Annotated in this window: 16 protein-coding genes; 8 read left to right on the forward strand and 8 right to left on the reverse strand. The window is 62.0% G+C overall.

All coding sequences use genetic code 11. The features are described 5' to 3' along the window. Position 1: 1 nt before the first annotated feature. Entirely contained in the window at positions 2-1,354 is a 1,353-nt protein-coding gene (locus AC193Q_RS23625) for a 3-oxoacyl-ACP reductase (RefSeq protein WP_121183557.1), read from the reverse strand. A 236-nt stretch (positions 1,355-1,590) separates the two neighbouring features. Between AC193Q_RS23625 and AC193Q_RS23630 the strand changes: the two genes are divergently transcribed. The 3 genes from AC193Q_RS23630 to AC193Q_RS23640 all read left to right on the forward strand — a co-directional run bounded on the left by AC193Q_RS23630 (position 1,591) and on the right by AC193Q_RS23640 (position 5,431). Continuing rightward, positions 1,591-2,868 carry an acetyl-CoA C-acetyltransferase gene (locus AC193Q_RS23630; RefSeq protein WP_121183559.1) on the forward strand — a complete coding sequence of 426 codons (1,278 nt, stop codon included), beginning with the start codon at positions 1,591-1,593 and terminating at the stop codon, positions 2,866-2,868. A 238-nt stretch (positions 2,869-3,106) separates the two neighbouring features. Further along, on the forward strand, positions 3,107-4,003 hold the full coding sequence (locus tag AC193Q_RS23635; RefSeq protein ID WP_041067990.1) for a PA4780 family RIO1-like protein kinase: 897 nt from the start codon (positions 3,107-3,109) through the stop codon (positions 4,001-4,003). 183 nt (positions 4,004-4,186) lie between these two features. Then, entirely contained in the window at positions 4,187-5,431 is a 1,245-nt protein-coding gene (locus AC193Q_RS23640; RefSeq protein WP_239779140.1) for an MFS transporter, read from the forward strand. Here AC193Q_RS23640 and cueR read toward each other — a convergent pair. From cueR to AC193Q_RS23655, 3 genes are all read right to left on the reverse strand, one after another. Next, entirely contained in the window at positions 5,385-5,798 is a 414-nt protein-coding gene (cueR, locus tag AC193Q_RS23645) for a Cu(I)-responsive transcriptional regulator (RefSeq protein ID WP_007962968.1), read from the reverse strand. The two genes, AC193Q_RS23640 and cueR, sit on opposite strands and share 47 nt — an antisense overlap. Continuing rightward, entirely contained in the window at positions 5,795-8,188 is a 2,394-nt protein-coding gene (locus AC193Q_RS23650) for a heavy metal translocating P-type ATPase (protein WP_483878859.1), read from the reverse strand. Before AC193Q_RS23650 ends, cueR begins: the two co-directional genes overlap by 4 nt. Before the next feature lie 163 nt (positions 8,189-8,351). Beyond that, on the reverse strand, positions 8,352-8,735 hold the full coding sequence (locus AC193Q_RS23655; protein ID WP_047291083.1) for a hypothetical protein: 384 nt from the start codon (positions 8,733-8,735) through the stop codon (positions 8,352-8,354). A 148-nt stretch (positions 8,736-8,883) separates the two neighbouring features. Between AC193Q_RS23655 and AC193Q_RS23660 the strand changes: the two genes are divergently transcribed. Together AC193Q_RS23660 and AC193Q_RS23665 are read left to right on the forward strand one after the other, a co-directional pair. Continuing rightward, positions 8,884-9,084, forward strand: coding sequence for a heavy-metal-associated domain-containing protein (locus tag AC193Q_RS23660; RefSeq protein WP_047291084.1), 201 nt, complete (start codon positions 8,884-8,886; stop codon positions 9,082-9,084). Between the two features lie 215 nt (positions 9,085-9,299). Further along, positions 9,300-10,502, forward strand: a complete 1,203-nt coding sequence (locus tag AC193Q_RS23665) for a multidrug effflux MFS transporter (protein WP_131671023.1) — start codon at positions 9,300-9,302, stop codon at positions 10,500-10,502. 3 nt (positions 10,503-10,505) lie between these two features. On the opposite strand, the gene AC193Q_RS23670 is transcribed toward AC193Q_RS23665, so the two are convergent. The 3 genes from AC193Q_RS23670 to AC193Q_RS23680 all read right to left on the reverse strand — a co-directional run bounded on the left by AC193Q_RS23670 (position 10,506) and on the right by AC193Q_RS23680 (position 12,171). After that, positions 10,506-10,679, reverse strand: a complete 174-nt coding sequence (locus AC193Q_RS23670; RefSeq protein WP_169842458.1) for a hypothetical protein — start codon at positions 10,677-10,679, stop codon at positions 10,506-10,508. A gap of 152 nt (positions 10,680-10,831) precedes the next feature. Next, positions 10,832-11,845, reverse strand: a complete 1,014-nt coding sequence (locus tag AC193Q_RS23675; RefSeq protein WP_047291086.1) for a zinc-binding alcohol dehydrogenase family protein — start codon at positions 11,843-11,845, stop codon at positions 10,832-10,834. A 32-nt stretch (positions 11,846-11,877) separates the two neighbouring features. Further along, on the reverse strand, positions 11,878-12,171 hold the full coding sequence (locus tag AC193Q_RS23680) for a putative quinol monooxygenase (protein WP_483878860.1): 294 nt from the start codon (positions 12,169-12,171) through the stop codon (positions 11,878-11,880). A gap of 118 nt (positions 12,172-12,289) precedes the next feature. On the opposite strand from AC193Q_RS23680, the gene AC193Q_RS23685 reads away from it, so the two are divergent. The 3 genes from AC193Q_RS23685 to AC193Q_RS23695 all read left to right on the forward strand — a co-directional run bounded on the left by AC193Q_RS23685 (position 12,290) and on the right by AC193Q_RS23695 (position 15,776). Next, positions 12,290-13,219, forward strand: coding sequence for a LysR family transcriptional regulator (locus tag AC193Q_RS23685; protein WP_095667623.1), 930 nt, complete (start codon positions 12,290-12,292; stop codon positions 13,217-13,219). A 316-nt stretch (positions 13,220-13,535) separates the two neighbouring features. Beyond that, positions 13,536-14,267 (forward strand): ArsR/SmtB family transcription factor, encoded by a 732-nt coding sequence (locus tag AC193Q_RS23690; RefSeq protein WP_041067961.1) that lies wholly within the window; start codon positions 13,536-13,538, stop codon positions 14,265-14,267. Positions 14,268-14,396: 129 nt separating this feature from the next. Next, entirely contained in the window at positions 14,397-15,776 is a 1,380-nt protein-coding gene (locus tag AC193Q_RS23695; protein WP_131671025.1) for an MFS transporter, read from the forward strand. A gap of 109 nt (positions 15,777-15,885) precedes the next feature. On the opposite strand, the gene AC193Q_RS23700 is transcribed toward AC193Q_RS23695, so the two are convergent. After that, positions 15,886-16,839 carry an adenosine deaminase gene (locus AC193Q_RS23700; RefSeq protein ID WP_047291090.1) on the reverse strand — a complete coding sequence of 318 codons (954 nt, stop codon included), beginning with the start codon at positions 16,837-16,839 and terminating at the stop codon, positions 15,886-15,888. Positions 16,840-16,867 lie beyond the last annotated feature (28 nt).

The following is a 16,867-nucleotide window of genomic DNA, read 5'->3' on the forward strand; positions in this document are numbered from 1 at the left end:
TCTACGCCCCCAGAACACTTTGTCCACAGACCCGCAGCGCCTGGCCGGTGAACGCGCCAGTGCCCGGTTGGGCCAGCCACGCGACGGCTTCGGCGACGTCTTGCGGCAAACCGCCCTGGCCCAGTGAACTCATGCGTCGCCCGGCCTCACGCAGGCCGAATGGAATGTGTGCGGTCATCTGGGTTTCGATGAAACCTGGCGCCACGGCGTTGATGCTGATGCCGCGTTCAAGCAGTGTCGGCGCCCAGGCCTGGGCCAGGCCGATCAGCCCGGCCTTGCTCGCGGCGTAGTTAGTCTGTCCGCGATTGCCGGCGATGCCGCTGATCGAGGCCAGCAGAATTACCCGCGCATTGTCGTGCAAGGAGCCGCTGTCGAGCAGGGCCTTGGTCAGCACCTGCGGCGCATTGAGGTTGACCGCCAGCACCGCATCCCAGAATTCCGGGGTCATGTTGGCCAGGGTCTTGTCGCGGGTGATTCCGGCGTTGTGCACCAGAATGTCGAGACCGTCCGGCAGTTGTTCGATCAATTGCGCAGCGGCGTCTTCAGCGCAGATATCGAGGGTGATCGCCCGGCCACCGAGCCGCGCGGCGAGGGCTTCCAGATCAGTCCTGGCCGGCGGCACGTCGAGCAGAATCACCTCGGCGCCATCGCGGGCCAGGGTTTCGGCGATGGATGCGCCGATCCCGCGAGCCGCCCCGGTGACCAGCGCCTTGCGTCCGGCCAATGGCCGGGTCCAGTCGGTGACATGCGTGGCGCACGCGGTCAGGCGAATCACCTGCCCGGAGACGAAGGCACTTTTCGGCGAGAGGAAAAACCGCAGCGGGCCTTCCAGTTGCTCTTCGGCGCCCTCACCGACATAGATCAGTTGCAGCGTACCGCCGCTGCGCAACTCCTTGGCCAGCGAGCGTGAGAAACCTTCAAGTGCCCGTTGTGCGCTGGAGGCAAAGGGATCGCGCAGGGTTTCCGGAGCGCGGCCGAGAATCACCAGGTGCGCACTGTGGTCGAGGTTTTTCATCAGCGGCTGGAAGAATTCGCGCAGCTGTTTGAGCTGGTCGGTGTGCTGCAGGTCGCTGGCATCGAACACCACTGCCTTGAGTTTCGGCCCGTGCCCGGGAATCCACGCGGTGGCCAGCGACGGTTCTGTGCCGTAGCTGTAGATCGCATCGGTCAGGCGGTTGGCGAATGCAATGACCCGCTCGGCCAGCGGCCCGCCGCCGATCAGCAGCGCACCGTCTACCGGCCGCAGGCGCCCGGCCTGCCAGCGTTCCAGCCGCACCGGCGACGGCAGGCCCAACGCCCCGACCAGACGATGGCCGATGGATGAGTTGGCGAAGTCGATATAGCGGTCAGACATGGAACGCTCTCCAAAAGTTGGGGTTCAAAGTGTGGACTACCAACGGCAATCAATCGTTCGATCCACGCAATAAGGCCTACGCTAGAACAGCAGAGTAGACCACCGTCCCTGTGGGAGCTGGCTTGCCAGCGATGGCGCAGTGTCAGCCACTGGAAATGCTGGATGTGCCGGCCCTATCGCTGGCAAGCCAGCTCCCACAGGGATTTCCCTGAATTCGGATCAACAAGGAGCTTTTCATGAGTCAGCTGCGCCGCGTCGCCATCATCGGTGGTAACCGTATTCCTTTCGCCCGCTCCAACGGGCCGTACGCCACCGCCAGCAATCAGGTGATGCTCACCGCCGCCCTCGAAGGTCTGATCGAACGCTACAACCTGCACGGCCAGCGCATCGGTGAAGTGGTGGCCGGTGCGGTGCTTAAATTGTCACGGGATATGAATCTGACTCGCGAATGTGTGCTCGGCTCGCGGCTGTCACCGGCCACCCCGGCCTATGACATCCAGCAAGCCTGCGGCACCGGGCTGGAGGCGGCGCTGCTGGTGGCGAACAAAATCGCCCTCGGCCAGATCGATTGCGGCATCGCTGGCGGCGTCGACACCACCTCGGACGCGCCGATCAGCGTCAGCGAAGGCTTGCGCAAAATCCTCCTGCAGGCCAACCGCGCCAAGACCACCGGCGACAAGCTGAAAACCTTTCTGCAACTGCGTCCGCGGCACTTGATTCCGGAATTTCCGCGTAACGGCGAGCCACGCACTGGCCTGTCGATGGGCCAGCACTGCGAACTGATGGCGCAGACCTGGAACATTCCTCGTGAAGAGCAGGATCAACTGGCCCTCGAAAGCCATCACAAACTCGCCGCGTCCTACAGCGAAGGCTGGCACAACGATCTGATGACGCCGTTTCTCGGTCTGACCCGCGACAACAACCTGCGCCCGGACCTGACCCTGGAAAAACTCGCCACGCTCAAACCGGCCTTCGAAAAAAGCCCGAAAGGGACGCTGACGGCGGGCAACTCCACGCCGCTCACCGACGGTGCCTCGGTGGTGCTGCTGGGCAGTGAAGAATGGGCGAAAGAGCGTGGTTTGCCGATCCTTGCCTATCTGCGTGACGGCGAAGCGGCGGCTGTGGATTTCGTCAACGGCGCCGAAGGGCTGTTGATGGCACCGGTGTATGCGGTGCCGCGTCTGCTGGCGCGAAATGGCCTGACCTTGCAGGACTTCGACTACTACGAGATTCACGAAGCATTCGCCGCGCAGGTGCTGTGCACGCTCAAGGCCTGGGAAGACCCCGAATACTGCAAGACCCGTCTTGGACTGGATGCGCCGCTCGGTTCAATCGATCGCAGCCGCTTGAATGTCAAAGGCAGCTCGCTGGCGGCGGGGCATCCGTTTGCCGCGACGGGCGGGCGGATTGTCGCCAATCTGGCGAAACTGCTGGATGCGGCGGGCAAGGGCAGGGGGCTGATCTCGATTTGCGCTGCCGGCGGCCAGGGTGTCACCGCAATCATCGAACGCTGAGCGCAATTCCCCGGGGGAAATGCATGCGATGTCAGATTCTGTCGCAAATGCCCTCGACGACCGATCACTACAAGCCCGGTGGGCTCGGCTATGATCGGCAACGGTCGGTCGATTATTTCGGCACAGTGTGTGCATCCACAGGGTTCACAGGTCGGCAACCCCTCCCCGTAGCGCGAGGATTGCCGTATAACGAGTGACATTCGCGTGTTTGGTAATAAAGGACCCACAATAAAAGCTGATGAAGACTCCAAAACGCATTGAACCCCTGATCGAAGACGGTCTGGTCGACGAAGTGCTGCGCCCACTCATGAGTGGTAAAGAAGCAGCTGTTTATGTGGTGCGCTGCGGTAACCAGTTACGTTGCGCGAAGGTCTACAAGGAGGCGAACAAACGCAGTTTCCGCCAGGCAGCCGAGTATCAGGAAGGGCGCAAGGTGCGTAACAGCCGGCAGGCGCGGGCGATGGCCAAGGGTTCGAAATTCGGTCGCAAGGAGACCGAAGACGCCTGGCAGAATGCCGAAGTCGCGGCGCTGTTCCGCTTGGCCGGTGCCGGCGTGCGAGTGCCCAAGCCGTATGATTTTCTCGATGGCGTGCTGCTGATGGAACTGGTGGCCGACGAATACGGTGATGCCGCGCCGCGTCTGAACGACGTGGTGCTGGAGCCGGATCAGGCCCGCGAATATCACGCGTTCCTGATCTCGCAGATCGTGCTGATGTTGTGTACCGGTCTGGTGCACGGTGACCTTTCGGAGTTCAACGTGCTGCTGACCCCGACAGGTCCTGTGATCATCGACCTGCCGCAGGCGGTGGATGCCGCCGGTAACAACCACGCGTTCAGCATGCTGGAGCGGGATGTGGGCAACATGGCTTCATACTTCGGGCGCTTTGCCCCGGAGCTGAAGAAAACCCGTTATGCAAAAGAAATGTGGGCGCTGTACGAAGCCGGCACCTTGCACCCGAACAGTGTGCTGACCGGCGAGTTCGACGACCCTGAAGACCTGGCCGACGTTGGCGGAGTGTTGCGCGAGATCGAGGCGGCGCGTCTGGATGAAGAGCGCAAGCAGGCGATCCGTGCCGCCGACGATGCGCCCAAAGGCAAGTCCGACGAACCACCGCCGCCACCGTGGATGCAGTAAGCGCTTGAACACAAACCCGGCTTCGGCCGGGTTTTTTGTGCCCGCATGTTCCTTCACCACACCTCACTGTGGGAGCTGGCTTGCCAGCGATAGTGGAGGTTCAGCTGAAAAATTTTATCGGATGTACCGGCCTCTTCGCTGGCAAGCCAGCTCCCACAGGGGCCGGTGGTGTCTATGGACTTTATGTGGGAATCTTGTCAGCCCTCGCACACTCAAGGATTGAATGTGAACGCCCGCCTCATCATCAGCGCCCGGCTGATCTCCGACTTCGGCGCTTTCCTCAACATGGTCGCGCTGGCGACGTACGTTTACCTGCTGAGCAACAGCGCCATGAGCGTCGGGGTGTTTCTCGCCAGTCGTGTCGGCGGGGGGATTTTTGCCAGCCTGATTGGCACTCGCTTTTACCGGCGCTGGAACGGCCGGGGGCCGTTGATTGCCTTCGATCTGCTGCGCGCGGTGTTGCTGGGCCTGCTGTTGATCCTGCCGGTGAGCCAGCAGGCGTTGCTGTTGCCGGTGATCGCTTTCGGCCTGGGTTTTGGCAACTCGATGTTCGCTATCGGCCTCAACAGTCAATTGCCGAGGCTGATCGAAGCCGCGCAGCTACTGAAAACCAATGCCTGGCTCACCTCGGCTTCATCGGCGGCAATGGTTGGTGGCAGCCTGGTGTCCGGTTTGCTGGTGGCGGCGTTCGGTTTTGAAACGGTATTCGCGCTCAACGCACTGACCTACTTGCTGGCGGCGTTGTTGATTGCGCCGTTGCGCTTCGCCGCTGCAGACGTCAGCGAACAATCGACCAACGAACGCGGCGAGTGGTCAGCCCTGAAACAAGGCCTGCGCAGTGCTCCGGTGATTGCGGCGATGCTCGCCGTGACCATGGCTGACACCTTGGGCAGTGCCGCGCACAACGTCGGCTTCCCGATCATCTCCAGACTGCTGACACCCGATTCGGCCAGCACCACGCTCGGCCTGATGCTGGCGGTGTGGGCCAGCGGCAAACTGCTGGGTGCGCGGATTGCCAGTGGCCTCAAAGGTTCTGATAACCGTGATCTGGAGCGACGGTATTTCTTCGGCGTGGCGTTGATGTCCTGCGGCTTCATCCTGATGTTCCAGCAGCACAGCCTGCTCGGTCTGCTGCTGTTTTCCCTGCCGGCGGGGTTGGGTGACGGCATTTCCGAGGTCGGCCTGATGTCGCGCCTGCAACGCGAACCGGAGCATTTGCGCCTGCCGGTTTTCAGCTTCCTGACCTTGCTGCAAATGACCGGGTTCGGTGTCGGCATGTTGATCGCCGCGCCGTTCTACGGCTGGTGGACGCCGGGTGCCGTGGTGCTGCTGTTCCACGGCATCCCGCTTGGTACGTTGTTGACCGTTAAGCTGTTGGCGCTCAGGCGCGGGCGGGTTGCGCGCAGCAGCCCGACGCCAGTTCCTTGAGGATCGGGCAGTCGGGGCGATGGTCGCCATTACAGTGCTCGACCAGGTCCTGCAGGGTGTCACGCAACTCGCCGAGTTCGCGGATCTTCTGGTTCAGCTCGTCGATGTGCTGCCGCGCCAGGGCCTTCACATCGGCGCTGGCGCGCTGGCGATCCTGCCACAAGGTCAGCAGCTTGCCGACTTCTTCCAGAGAAAACCCCAGGTCCCGCGAACGCTTGATGAACGCCAGCGTGTGCAAGTCGTCGTCGCTGTAGACCCGGTAGCCGCTGTCGGTGCGATGGGCAGCCTTGAGCAGGCCGATCGACTCGTAATAGCGGATCATCTTTGCGCTCAGGCCACTGTGCCGGGCCGCTTGGCCGATGTTCATCGGTGCTCCTCCAGATCCTTCGGTTTCCAGGTTTTCAACAGTAGCGCATTGCTCACCACGCTGACGCTCGACAGTGCCATTGCCGCGCCGGCCAGCACCGGGTTGAGAAAACCGAACGCCGCCAGCGGAATGCCGATCAGGTTGTAAACGAAGGCCCAGAACAGATTCTGGCGGATCTTCGCGTAGGTCTTGCGGCTGATCTCCAGCGCGGCGGGCACCAGCCGTGGATCACCGCGCATCAAGGTGATGCCGGCCGCGTGCATGGCCACGTCGGTGCCGCCGCCCATGGCGATACCGATGTCCGCTGCGGCCAGTGCCGGGGCGTCGTTGATGCCATCACCGACCATCGCCACCACCCCGGTTTTTTTCAGCTCGGCGACAGTGGCGGCCTTGTCGGCGGGCAGCACTTCGGCGTGCACGTTCTCGATGCCCAACGCCTCGGCGACGACTTTCGCGCTGCCGCGGTTGTCGCCGGTCAGCAGATGGCTGTGGATACCCCGGGCAGCCAGTTGTTGCACCGCTTGCAGTGCGCCGGGCTTGAGCGTGTCGCCGAAGGCGAACAAACCGAGCATTTGTGGTTCCGGGCTTTGCTCGATCAGCCACGACAGGGTCCGGCCTTCCGCTTCCCAGGCCTGGGCGGCCCCGGCGAGATCACCCGCGTTGAGGCCGCTTTCCTCCAGCATACGCCGGTTGCCCAGCGCCAGGCGCCGACCGTCAAGATGGCCGGCAATGCCGCGCCCGGTCAGGGACTGGCTGTCGCTGACATCGGGCACGTTCAGCCCGCGCTCGGCGGCCGCGTCCAGCACGGCTTTGGCCAGTGGATGCTCGCTGCCGCGCTGCAGGGCACCGGCCAGCGTCAGCAGGGTATTTTCATCGCCATCCAGCGCACTGAAATGGGCGATTCGCGGCGTACCGGACGTCAGCGTGCCGGTCTTGTCGAAGACCACGTTGTCGACCTCATGGGCTCGCTCCAGTGCTTCGGCGTCCTTGATCAGAATGCCGTGACGCGCGGCCACACCGGTGCCGGCCATGATCGCCGTCGGCGTGGCGAGGCCGAGGGCACACGGACAAGCGATCACCAGCACGGCGACGGCGTTGATCAACGCGGTTTCCATAGGCGCGCCGTACAGCCACCAGCCAATCAACGTGACGAGGGCAATCAGCAACACAGTGGGCACGAACACCTGGCTGACTTTATCCACCAGTTTCTGAATCGGCGCTTTCGCTGCCTGGGCGTCTTCCACCAGCCGAATGATCCGCGCCAGCACGCTTTCCGCGCCGAGGGCGGTGGTGCGCACCAGCAAGCGGCCTTCGCCGTTGATCGCACCGCCGGTGACCTGGTCGCCCGGCTGTTTTGGCACCGGCAGGCTCTCGCCGCTGATCAGCGCTTCGTCGGCGTGGCTCTGGCCTTCCAGCACTTCACCGTCCACCGGGAAGCGTTCGCCGGGTTTGACCAGAACAAGATCGTTGAGGCGCAGGGCGCTGATCGCCACGTCTTGCTCGCGACCATCGATGACTTGAATCGCCCGTTCCGGGCGCAAGGCTTCAAGGGCGCGGATGGCGCTGGCAGTCTGGCGCTTGGCGCGGCTTTCGAGGTATTTGCCAAGCAGCACCAGCGCAATCACCACCGCTGACGCTTCGAAATACAGATGCGGCATGCGCCCGGCGGCGGTGGCCCATTCGTACACGCTCAGGCCATATCCGGCGCTGGTGCCGAGGGCGACCAGCAAATCCATGTTGCCGGCGCCGGCACGCACGGCTTTCCACGCGGCCACATAAAATCGTGCGCCGAAAATGAATTGCACCGGCGTGGCAAGGGCAAATTGCACCCAGGCCGGAAGCATCCAGTGAATACCGAACGGTTGCAGCAGCATCGGCAGCACCAGCGGCAAGGCCAGAGCGATGGCGCAGATCAGCGCCCAGCGTTCATGTTGCAGGCGCTGTTGCTGGTTATCCGCTGCGGGATGTTCGGCTTGCCAGACGCTGGCCGAGTAACCGGCCTTGCTCACGGCGTCGAGCAGTAATTGCGGATCGATCTGACCGAGCAATTCGAGGTGGGCGCGTTCGTTGGCGAGGTTGACGCTGACGCTCCTCACCCCGGGGACTTTGTTCAGGGCGCGCTCGACGCGACCGACGCACGAGGCGCAGGTCATGCCGTCGATGCTCAGCTCCACGGTTTGTTGGGGGACGCTGTAACCGGCGCGTTCAACCGCCTCCATCAACGCCGGCAAGCTGTCACCGGGTGCCTGGACGCGGGCCTGTTCGGTGGCGAGATTGACGCTGACGCCACTGGCGCCGCTGACGTTGCGCAACGCCCGCTCGACACGCCCGGCGCAACTGGCGCAGGTCATGCCGGCAATCGGCAGATCGAAAGTGATGGAATCGGACATCGGTCTTACTCCCTGTAGAAGATGTCTACAAGGATCAACCTTGCCATGCGGGCAAGGTCAAGCGCCAATCTGAAAAGCAAAAGATCGCAGCCTTCGGCAGCTCCTACAGGTGGATTGCATTCCAATGCAGGAGCTGCCGAAGGCTGCGATCTTTTTCGTTGACTCAATATTCGAGGGCGGCAGGTCGCAGGTACAGCCCTTTGGCGTTGGCCGCGATCCGGTACTTGAGCACATCGCCGGCCTTGAGCGAGATCTGCTGCGCGGGCGGCGCGAGCATGCCTGCCTGGCACCCCGGCATCTGGCCAGGCAATTGTTTCAGACGAATGGAAATCGTGCCGTGCGGCAGATTGAACGAAGTGGTCTGCTCCTGAAGCAGGCGCGCCGCCAGTTCGTCATTGAGATATACGCCAATCTCACAGGAAGTCGGCACTTCCAGGCGCTCGCGCGAGATGATCAGAACCGCATAGTCCTCACCGGTCGCATTGGCCTGAGGCAGGGCGGCAAAGAGGCTGAGCAAGCCAAACAGGCTGAAAGCTGACCAGCGCATGGCTGAATCTCCTGAATTTGAGTCATTGATGCACGCAGCTTGGCTGAGCGCAGCGCCGATTGCCAGCCCGGCAGTTTTACGCAGAACTTGACCTTGCCATGGTGGCAAGCTCGACACTGCCGGCAACCTCACTCAAAGGAGTCCCTCCATGCAAGTGTTCAGCGTTCAAGGCATGTCCTGCGGCCACTGTGTCAAAGCCATCACCAACGCCGTGCAGGCGAAAGATCCGGCAGCCAGCGTGCGGGTCGATCTGGCAGCCAAAGAAGTCGGCGTCGAAAGCTCGCTCAGCCCCGAGCAGGTGATCGAGGTCATCAGCGAAGAGGGCTACCCGGTAAAACTCGCCGGATGATCAAAAGCCAAAAGATCGCAGCCTTCGGCAGCTCCTACAGGAAACGCATTCCAATGTAGGAGCTGCCGAAGGCTGCGATCTTTTGATCTTTGCAGGCAAACTCCACAGTGCAGTTCGTCTGACTTTTTAATAGTTAGCGAGCTATCGGAATGTTCAAGGTGTCTTTGCGCGGCTAGACTGTCGGGCTGCCGACTCCAATCCAGCCTGGATGCCTGATGAACTTCCGTACCATTCTGATTCTCGGTGCCTTGAGCGCCTTCGGTCCGCTGGCGATCGACTTCTATCTGCCGGCGTTCCCGTCAATGGCGCTGGCCTTTGGCACCGATGAAAAGCACGTCCAGCTGACCCTGGCAGCGTATTTCGCCGGTCTGTCGATCGGGCAGTTGTTGTATGGCCCGGTGGCCGACCGGTTTGGTCGGCGCCTGCCGCTGCTGGTCGGTGTCGGCCTGTTCACGCTGGCCTCATTGGCCTGCGCCTATGCACCCAATCTGCAATGGCTGATCGGGGCCCGCTTCGTCCAGGCCTTGGGCGGCTGCGCGGGGATGGTGATTTCCCGGGCGGTGGTCAGCGACAAATGCGATGCCGTCGGTTCGGCGAAAGTCTTCTCGCAGTTGATGCTGGTGATGGGTTTGGCGCCGATCCTTGCACCACTGCTCGGCGGTCTGCTGGTCAACACCACGGGCTGGCAGTCGATCTTCCTCGTGCTGACCGGCTTTAGTGCACTGGCCGGCCTCGCTGTGGCGCTGGGGTTGCCGGAAAGCCTGCCGGCCTCCGTGCCGCGCCAGCCGCTGTCCGGTGCGTTGCGTCAATACGGCCGGTTGTTCGGCGACCGGGTGTTTCTCGGCCACGCACTGACTGGTGGTATCGCGGTCGCCGGAATGTTTTCCTACATCGCCGGCTCACCATTTGTCTTCATCAAACTGTACGGCGTACCCGCCGAGCACTTCGGCTGGCTGTTCGGTACCAATGCAGCGGGTTTCATTCTGGTGGCTCAGGTCAACGCGCGGCTGTTGGCCAAGCGCGGTCCGTCCTTCCTGCTGGCGCGAGCGGTGTGGGTATACCTGTTGGCCGGCGTTTCGCTGCTCGCGGTCAGCGCGATGCACACCGAAGCATTGTGGCCGCTGTTGATTCCGTTGTTCGTGTGCATTGCCAGCCTCGGCTGCATCCTGCCCAATGCTGCGGCATGTGCGATGAACGGCCAGGGTGCGCGCGCCGGGAGTGCCTCGGCGCTGATGGGCTGCCTGCAATTCAGCGTGGCCTCCGGCGCGGCCTCGCTGGTGGGGGTCCTGCACGACGGCAGCGCCATGCCGATGGCCATGGTCATCAGCCTGTGCGGACTGCTGGTGGTGAGCATTGCGATGTACACCCGGCGTTTGCAGAATGCCCGGACACTGGCGCAAGCACAGGCCGAAGCCTGAACGTCAGCCGACGGCGCGTTGTTGTCCGGGCTGGGGAATCTGATGGGGCGCGTGCAGGCGCGCTTCGAGGGTACGGGTGAAGGCGAGGGCTTCGGCTTCACTGCGAAAGGTCACGGCGTGCTGGTCCAGACGAACCTGCCATTGAGACTTTGCCACTTCTTTTATCAGGATCTTCATTGCTGACCTCCCTTGTGTAAAAGATGCATCGCAGAGGGTTCGAGTGTAGACCTGAATACGATCGCATTTGTGACAACGATCAAGCATCTGACTGACGGCAAAAAACAGCGCCGGCCCTTAAAGGACTGGCGCTGATGACGACGTTCGGGTTTTCAGAAACTTTCTAAAACAATTTTGCCCTTGGCTTTGCCGCTTTCCAGTAACTCGTGCGCGCGTCGCAGGTTCGCCGCATTGATCGTGCCGAAATGCTCACCCACCGTAGTCTTCAAGGTCCCCGCATCAATCAGCTCGGCCACGCGGTTGAGCAGTTTGTGCTGCTCGATCATGTCCGGGGTTTCGAACAGCGAGCGGGTGTACATGAATTCCCAGTGCAGCGACAGGCTCTTGCGCTTGAGCTTGCTCACATCCAGTGACTTGGGATCGTCGATCAGTGCCAGTTTGCCTTGCGGCGCCAAGGCCTCGACCAGTTGATCGAGGTGCAGATCGGTCTGGGTCAGGCTGGCGACGTGGGTCACGTGGTCGATGCCGGCGCGCTTAAGCTCTTCGCTCAACGGCTGGCTGTGGTCGATCACCAGATCGGCGCCCAGCTCAGTCACCCAGTCGCGAGTCTGTGCACGGGACGCGGTGCCGATCACCTTCAGGCCGGTCAACTGGCGGGCCAGTTGGGTGAGGATCGAACCGACGCCGCCAGCGGCGCCGACGATCAGCAGGCTTTGACCTTCATCGGTCTTGCCCTCACGGATCTGCAGGCGTTCGAACAGCAATTCCCACGCGGTGATCGCGGTCAGCGGCAGGGCAGCGGCTTCGGCGAAACCCAGGGACTTGGGCATGTGGCCGACAATCCGCTCATCCACCACGTGCAGTTCGCTGTTGCCACCGGCACGGGCGATGGAGCCGGCGTAGAACACCTTGTCACCGGCCTTGAACAGCGTCACTTCACTGCCGACGGCTTTGACCACGCCGGCGACGTCCCAGCCCAGCACTTTTGCCGCGCCGTTTTCCGGCGCCACGTTCTGCCGCACCTTGGTGTCGACCGGGTTGACCGAGATGGCTTTGACTTCCACCAGCAGGTCGCGCGGGCCGGCGACCGGCTCCGGCAGTTCGATGTCTTGCAGGGATTTTTCGTCGCTGATCGGCAGGGAAGCGTAATAGGCGATGGCTTTCATGACTTGCTCCGTAGCGGTAATAGAAGAAGGGCTCAGGCGATGCTGCCCAGGCGTTTCAATTGGAAGTGTTCGATACAGTCGCCGGCTGTGGCCTGGAAATTCTGGAAGTGCGCGCTGGCGTTGTGCGTCTGGAGGATTTCTTCGCTGGCCCAGTGTTCGATCACATAGAAAGTCAGCGGGTCGGCGAGGTCGCGGTGCAGGTCGTACTGGCCGCAGCCTTCCTCGGCGCGGCTCGGCTCAACCAGTGCGCACAGAGCGTTTTCGAGGGTGTCCTGCTGACCGGGTTTAGCGATCAGGGTGGCGATGGCGGTGAATGCTTGGGACATGTTTGGCTCCAGTCGCGGGATAAATGGGCTTGGACCAATCATTGGCTATTTCTCGGCGCGATAAAACCGGCTAAAAGAGCAGTCTCTTTCAATTTTATTTTGATAATCGAGGCTGAGAATGCTGCGTTTCGACGATTTACAGTTGTTCGTTCGCGCTGCGGACCTGGGCAGTCTGTCGGCAGCCGCGCGGGTGATGGACATGTCTGCCGCGGTCGCCAGCGCCGCGCTCAAACGCATCGAGCAGCAACTTGGCGTGCGTTTGCTGGCGCGTTCGACCCGCAGCCTGCGCCTGACCGCCGAGGGCGAAGGCTTTCTCGAATATGCCCGGGCCGCGCTCGGTTCGCTGGACGAGGGCCGGCGCTTTCTCTCCAGCGCGCAGGATCAGGTCAGCGGCATCCTGCAGTTATCGGCGCCTTCGGATTTCGGGCGTAACCTGCTGTTGCCGTGGCTCGACGAGTTTCAGCGCGAGCACCCGAAGCTGACCGTGCGGCTGTTGCTCGGTGACCGTATCGCCGACCTGTTCCGCCAGCCAGTGGACATCGCCCTGCGCTACGGCGAACCGGAAGATTCGAGTCTGGTGGCCCTGCCCATCGCCCCGGACAATCGCCGCGTGCTCTGCGCCTCGCCGGCCTACCTGGCGCGCCACGGCGAGCCGCGTCAGCTCGAACAATTGGCGCAGCACAATTGCCTGCTGTACATGCTCGGCAGCCGCGTGCATGACCATTGGAGTTTTCATGACGGCAAGCGTGAAGTCGGTCTGACGGTCAGTGGCGATCGCTTCAGTGATGACGCCGACGTCGTACGGTTGTGGGCGGTGGCGGGGGCGGGGATTGCCTATAAATCGTGGCTCGATGTCGGCACCGATGTCCTCGCCGGACGCCTCAAAGTGTTGCTGCCGGAGCTTCTCTGCGAGCGTGCTCCGCTGAATCTGTTGTGCGCCCATCGCGCGCAATTGAGTAAGCCGGTAAACCTTTTAAGGGAAATGCTCGCCAGCCGATGCGTCGAATTGAGTAGTCAATTTCCCCATTTCCCGAAAGTTGATCATTAGTCGCAGGCAATTAGCGAAATTTCACTCAGGAACTATCACCATTCGCGTCAGCCACGGCGCAGGAAGCCGCGTGCATCCCGCTTATACTAGCGACCGCCTCAAACCTGCACCGACAACCGGCCAGGGCAGAATCAGGCCGGTTTTTCCAGGGCCGTGCCTGTGCCATACAAACGCTGTGAACACGCCATCGACGGGTGTGGCAGCGCTGACCTGGCTTGCACCGGCTCATGGCGTTTTACCCGTCTTGGCCGACGACACATTACTGGTCAAGATGTCTTCGAGCAGTAGACGATACGATTCAACAGGGAGTGAATACATGGAACATGCACCTTGCATCAGCCAGATCGCCACGCTGCTGGCCGACCCCAAGCGCAGCGCGATGATGTGGGCGTTGATGGATGGCTCGGCCCGCCAGACCGAGGAGCTGGCGCTGCTGGCAGGGCTGTCGCCGTCGTCGGCCAGTGCGCATCTGGGGCGTTTGTCCGCGGGTGGCCTGTTGAAAGTCGAGGTCCGTGGACGCAAGCGCTTCTTCCGCCTGGCGGCTCCGGAAATCGCAGCCGCCATTGAAGCCCTGGCCAGTGCCACGATCGCCAGTGCGCCGCGGGACGTCCCTCACGTATTCAAACGCTCGACGCCGATCAACAATCCACGAACCGCGCCGTCCTCGCTGCTGCGTGCGCGCTTTTGCGACGATCATTTGGGCGGCACGCTGGCCGCCGATCTGTACCAGCGTTTGCTCGATGCCGGTTGGATCGAACAGATCGAGCAGCGGGTCGTGGTGACGCTCAAAGGCTCGACGCAGCTGGCAAATCGCGGAGTGTTCATTCAGGCCCTGGCTCATCGCAAGGCCCAGGTGGCGTGTGCCTGTCCGGACTGGAGCGAACGCCGTCCGCATCTGGGCGGTTCACTGGGCGCCGCGTTGCTGCAATTGTTCATGCAGTCCGGCTGGCTGGTGCTGCCCAAGGATTCTCGCGCATTGCAAGTCACGCCGGCCGGACAGCGGGAAATCCACTGTTTCGCCAAGGAAGTCGAGCTGGAACTGGCGTAATAGAGCATTCGCCGGTCAACACTTCGGGGCTTGCGTCGTCTGTGACTGCGAACAGGTCGTATCCAGAAAAAGCGTTGAGGCGTTATCGCGCACACTCGGTCCGCACACTTCGTGGATGGGGGATGAGGTATGGATACGCGAAACTTCAGCGCGGCAGAACGCCTGGAACGGCTGCCGCTCAGCGGTTATCACCGGGGCATTTTCATCATCATCGCCTTGGCGTTCTTTTTCGATTCCATGGACCTGGCCATGATGACGTTCCTGCTCGGCTCGATCAAAAGCGAGTTTGGCCTGAGCAGTGCACAAGCCGGCCTGCTCGCCAGTTCGAGTTTTTTCGGGATGGTGCTGGGGGCATCGCTGTCGGGCATGCTCGCCGACCGCTTCGGGCGCAAACCGGTGTTTCAGTGGAGCATCGTGCTGTGGGGCGTGGCCAGTTATCTGTGTTCGACCGCACAAACGGTCGAGAGCCTGACGCTGTTCCGCATCCTGCTGGGGATCGGCATGGGCATGGAGTTTCCCATTGCGCAGTCGATGCTCTCGGAGCTGATCCCGGCGCAACGGCGCGGGCGCTACATCGCATTGATGGACGGTTTCTGGCCATTGGGTTTTGTCGCTGCCGGCGTACTGTCTTACTTCCTGCTGCCGTTGATTGGCTGGCGCGACATCTTCCTGGTGTTGGCGGTACCGGCGGTGTTTGTGCTGGCGATCCGTTTTTTCATTCCCGAATCACCGCGCTGGCTGGAGCAGGCCGGACGTCACGCAGCGGCGGACAAGGTTCTTGGCGCCATCGAGGCACGGGTGCGCACGTCTCTTGGCGTTGCGACATTACCTGAGCCGGTGCGCCTGCCAAGGACAGTGACGCCCCCGGGCAACTTCTTCTCGGCCCTGCAGCAGATCTGGTCGCCGCAATACCGCCAGCGCACGACGATGATCTGGAGTCTGTGGTTTTTCGCCTTGCTCGGTTTTTACGGACTGACGTCGTGGCTCAGTGCCTTGTTGCAGCAGTCGGGTTTCGCCGTGACCCAGTCGGTGTATTACACCGTGCTGATTTCACTGGGCGGGATTCCCGGGTTTCTGATGGCGGCGTGGCTGGTGGAGCGATGGGGGCGTAAACCGGTGTGCATCGTCACTCTGCTGGGCGGCGGGGTGATGGCGTTCATCTACGGCCAAAGTGCGGTGTTTGGGGGCAATGTCGCGCTGTTGATCGGCTCGGGATTGTTGATGCAGTTTTTCCTGTTCGGCATGTGGGCGGTGCTCTACACCTACACACCGGAGTTGTACCCGACTTCGGCGCGCGCCACGGGCTCGGGCTTTGCCTCGGCGATTGGCCGTGTCGGTTCCCTGCTCGGACCGCTGGTGACCGGGCTGGTGTTCCCGATTACCGGGCAGGGCGGGGTGTTTGCGCTGGGTGCGCTGTGCTTTGCGATTGCGGCGGGGGTGGTGTGGCTGTTCGGGATGGAGACGCGGGGCAAGACGCTGGAAGAGCTTACAGAGTCGACACCGGTGTAAATGTGGGAGCGAGCCTGCTCGCGAAAGCCGAGTGTCAGACAACTCAAACTGTGACTGACAAGAAGCCTTCGCGAGCAGGCTCGCTCCCACATCGGTTATGCGGTGTTGCTTACGGTTTTACCAGGCGCGCATCCAGGCTGTTCTGCGCCAGGCGCTTGGCCTGATCCTGAGTCATGCCCAGGTGTTCGTGCAGCGCGTGGAAGTTCTCGGTGACGTAACCGCCGAAGTACGCCGGGTCATCCGAGTTGACGGTGACCTTCACTCCACGCTCGAGCATGTCGAGGATGTTGTGCTTCGACATGTGATCGAACACGCAGAGTTTGGTGTTCGACAGCGGGCACACGGTCAGCGGGATCTGCTCGTCGATGATCCGCTGCATCAGGCGCTCGTCTTCGATGGCGCGTACGCCATGGTCGATACGCTGGATTTTCAGCAGGTCGATGGCTTCCCAGATGTACTCGGGCGGGCCTTCTTCACCGGCGTGGGCGACGGTCAGGAAGCCTTCGTGGCGGGCGCGGTCGAACACACGCTGGAACTTGCTTGGCGGGTGACCCATCTCCGAGCTGTCGAGGCCGACGGCGACAAACGCATCACGGAACGGCAGCGCCTGATCCAGCGTTTTCTGTGCTTCGTCTTCGCTCAGGTGGCGCAGGAAGCTCAGGATCAAACCGCTGGTGATGCCCAGTTGCTGTTCGCCATCCTTGAGTGCCGCGGCGATGCCGTTGAGCACCACTTCGAACGGGATGCCCCGGTCGGTGTGGGTCTGCGGGTCGAAGAACGGTTCGGTGTGAATCACGTTCTGCGCTTTGCAGCGCAGCAGGTAGGCCCAGGTCAGGTCGTAAAAATCCTGCGAGGTGCGCAGCACGTCGGCGCCCTGGTAATACAGGTCGAGGAATTCCTGCAGGTTGTTGAAGGCGTAAGCCTTGCGCAGGGTTTCGACATCGCTCCACGGCAGGGCGATCTTGTTGCGTTCGGCCAGGGCGAACAGCAGCTCGGGCTCCAGCGAGCCTTCCAGATGCAGGTGCAGTTCAGCCTTGGGCAGGGCGTTGAGCCAATCGTACATATTCTTTTCTCATCAGGTGCAGATGGCG

It is taken from the genome of Pseudomonas sp. F2 (assembly GCF_057174385.1).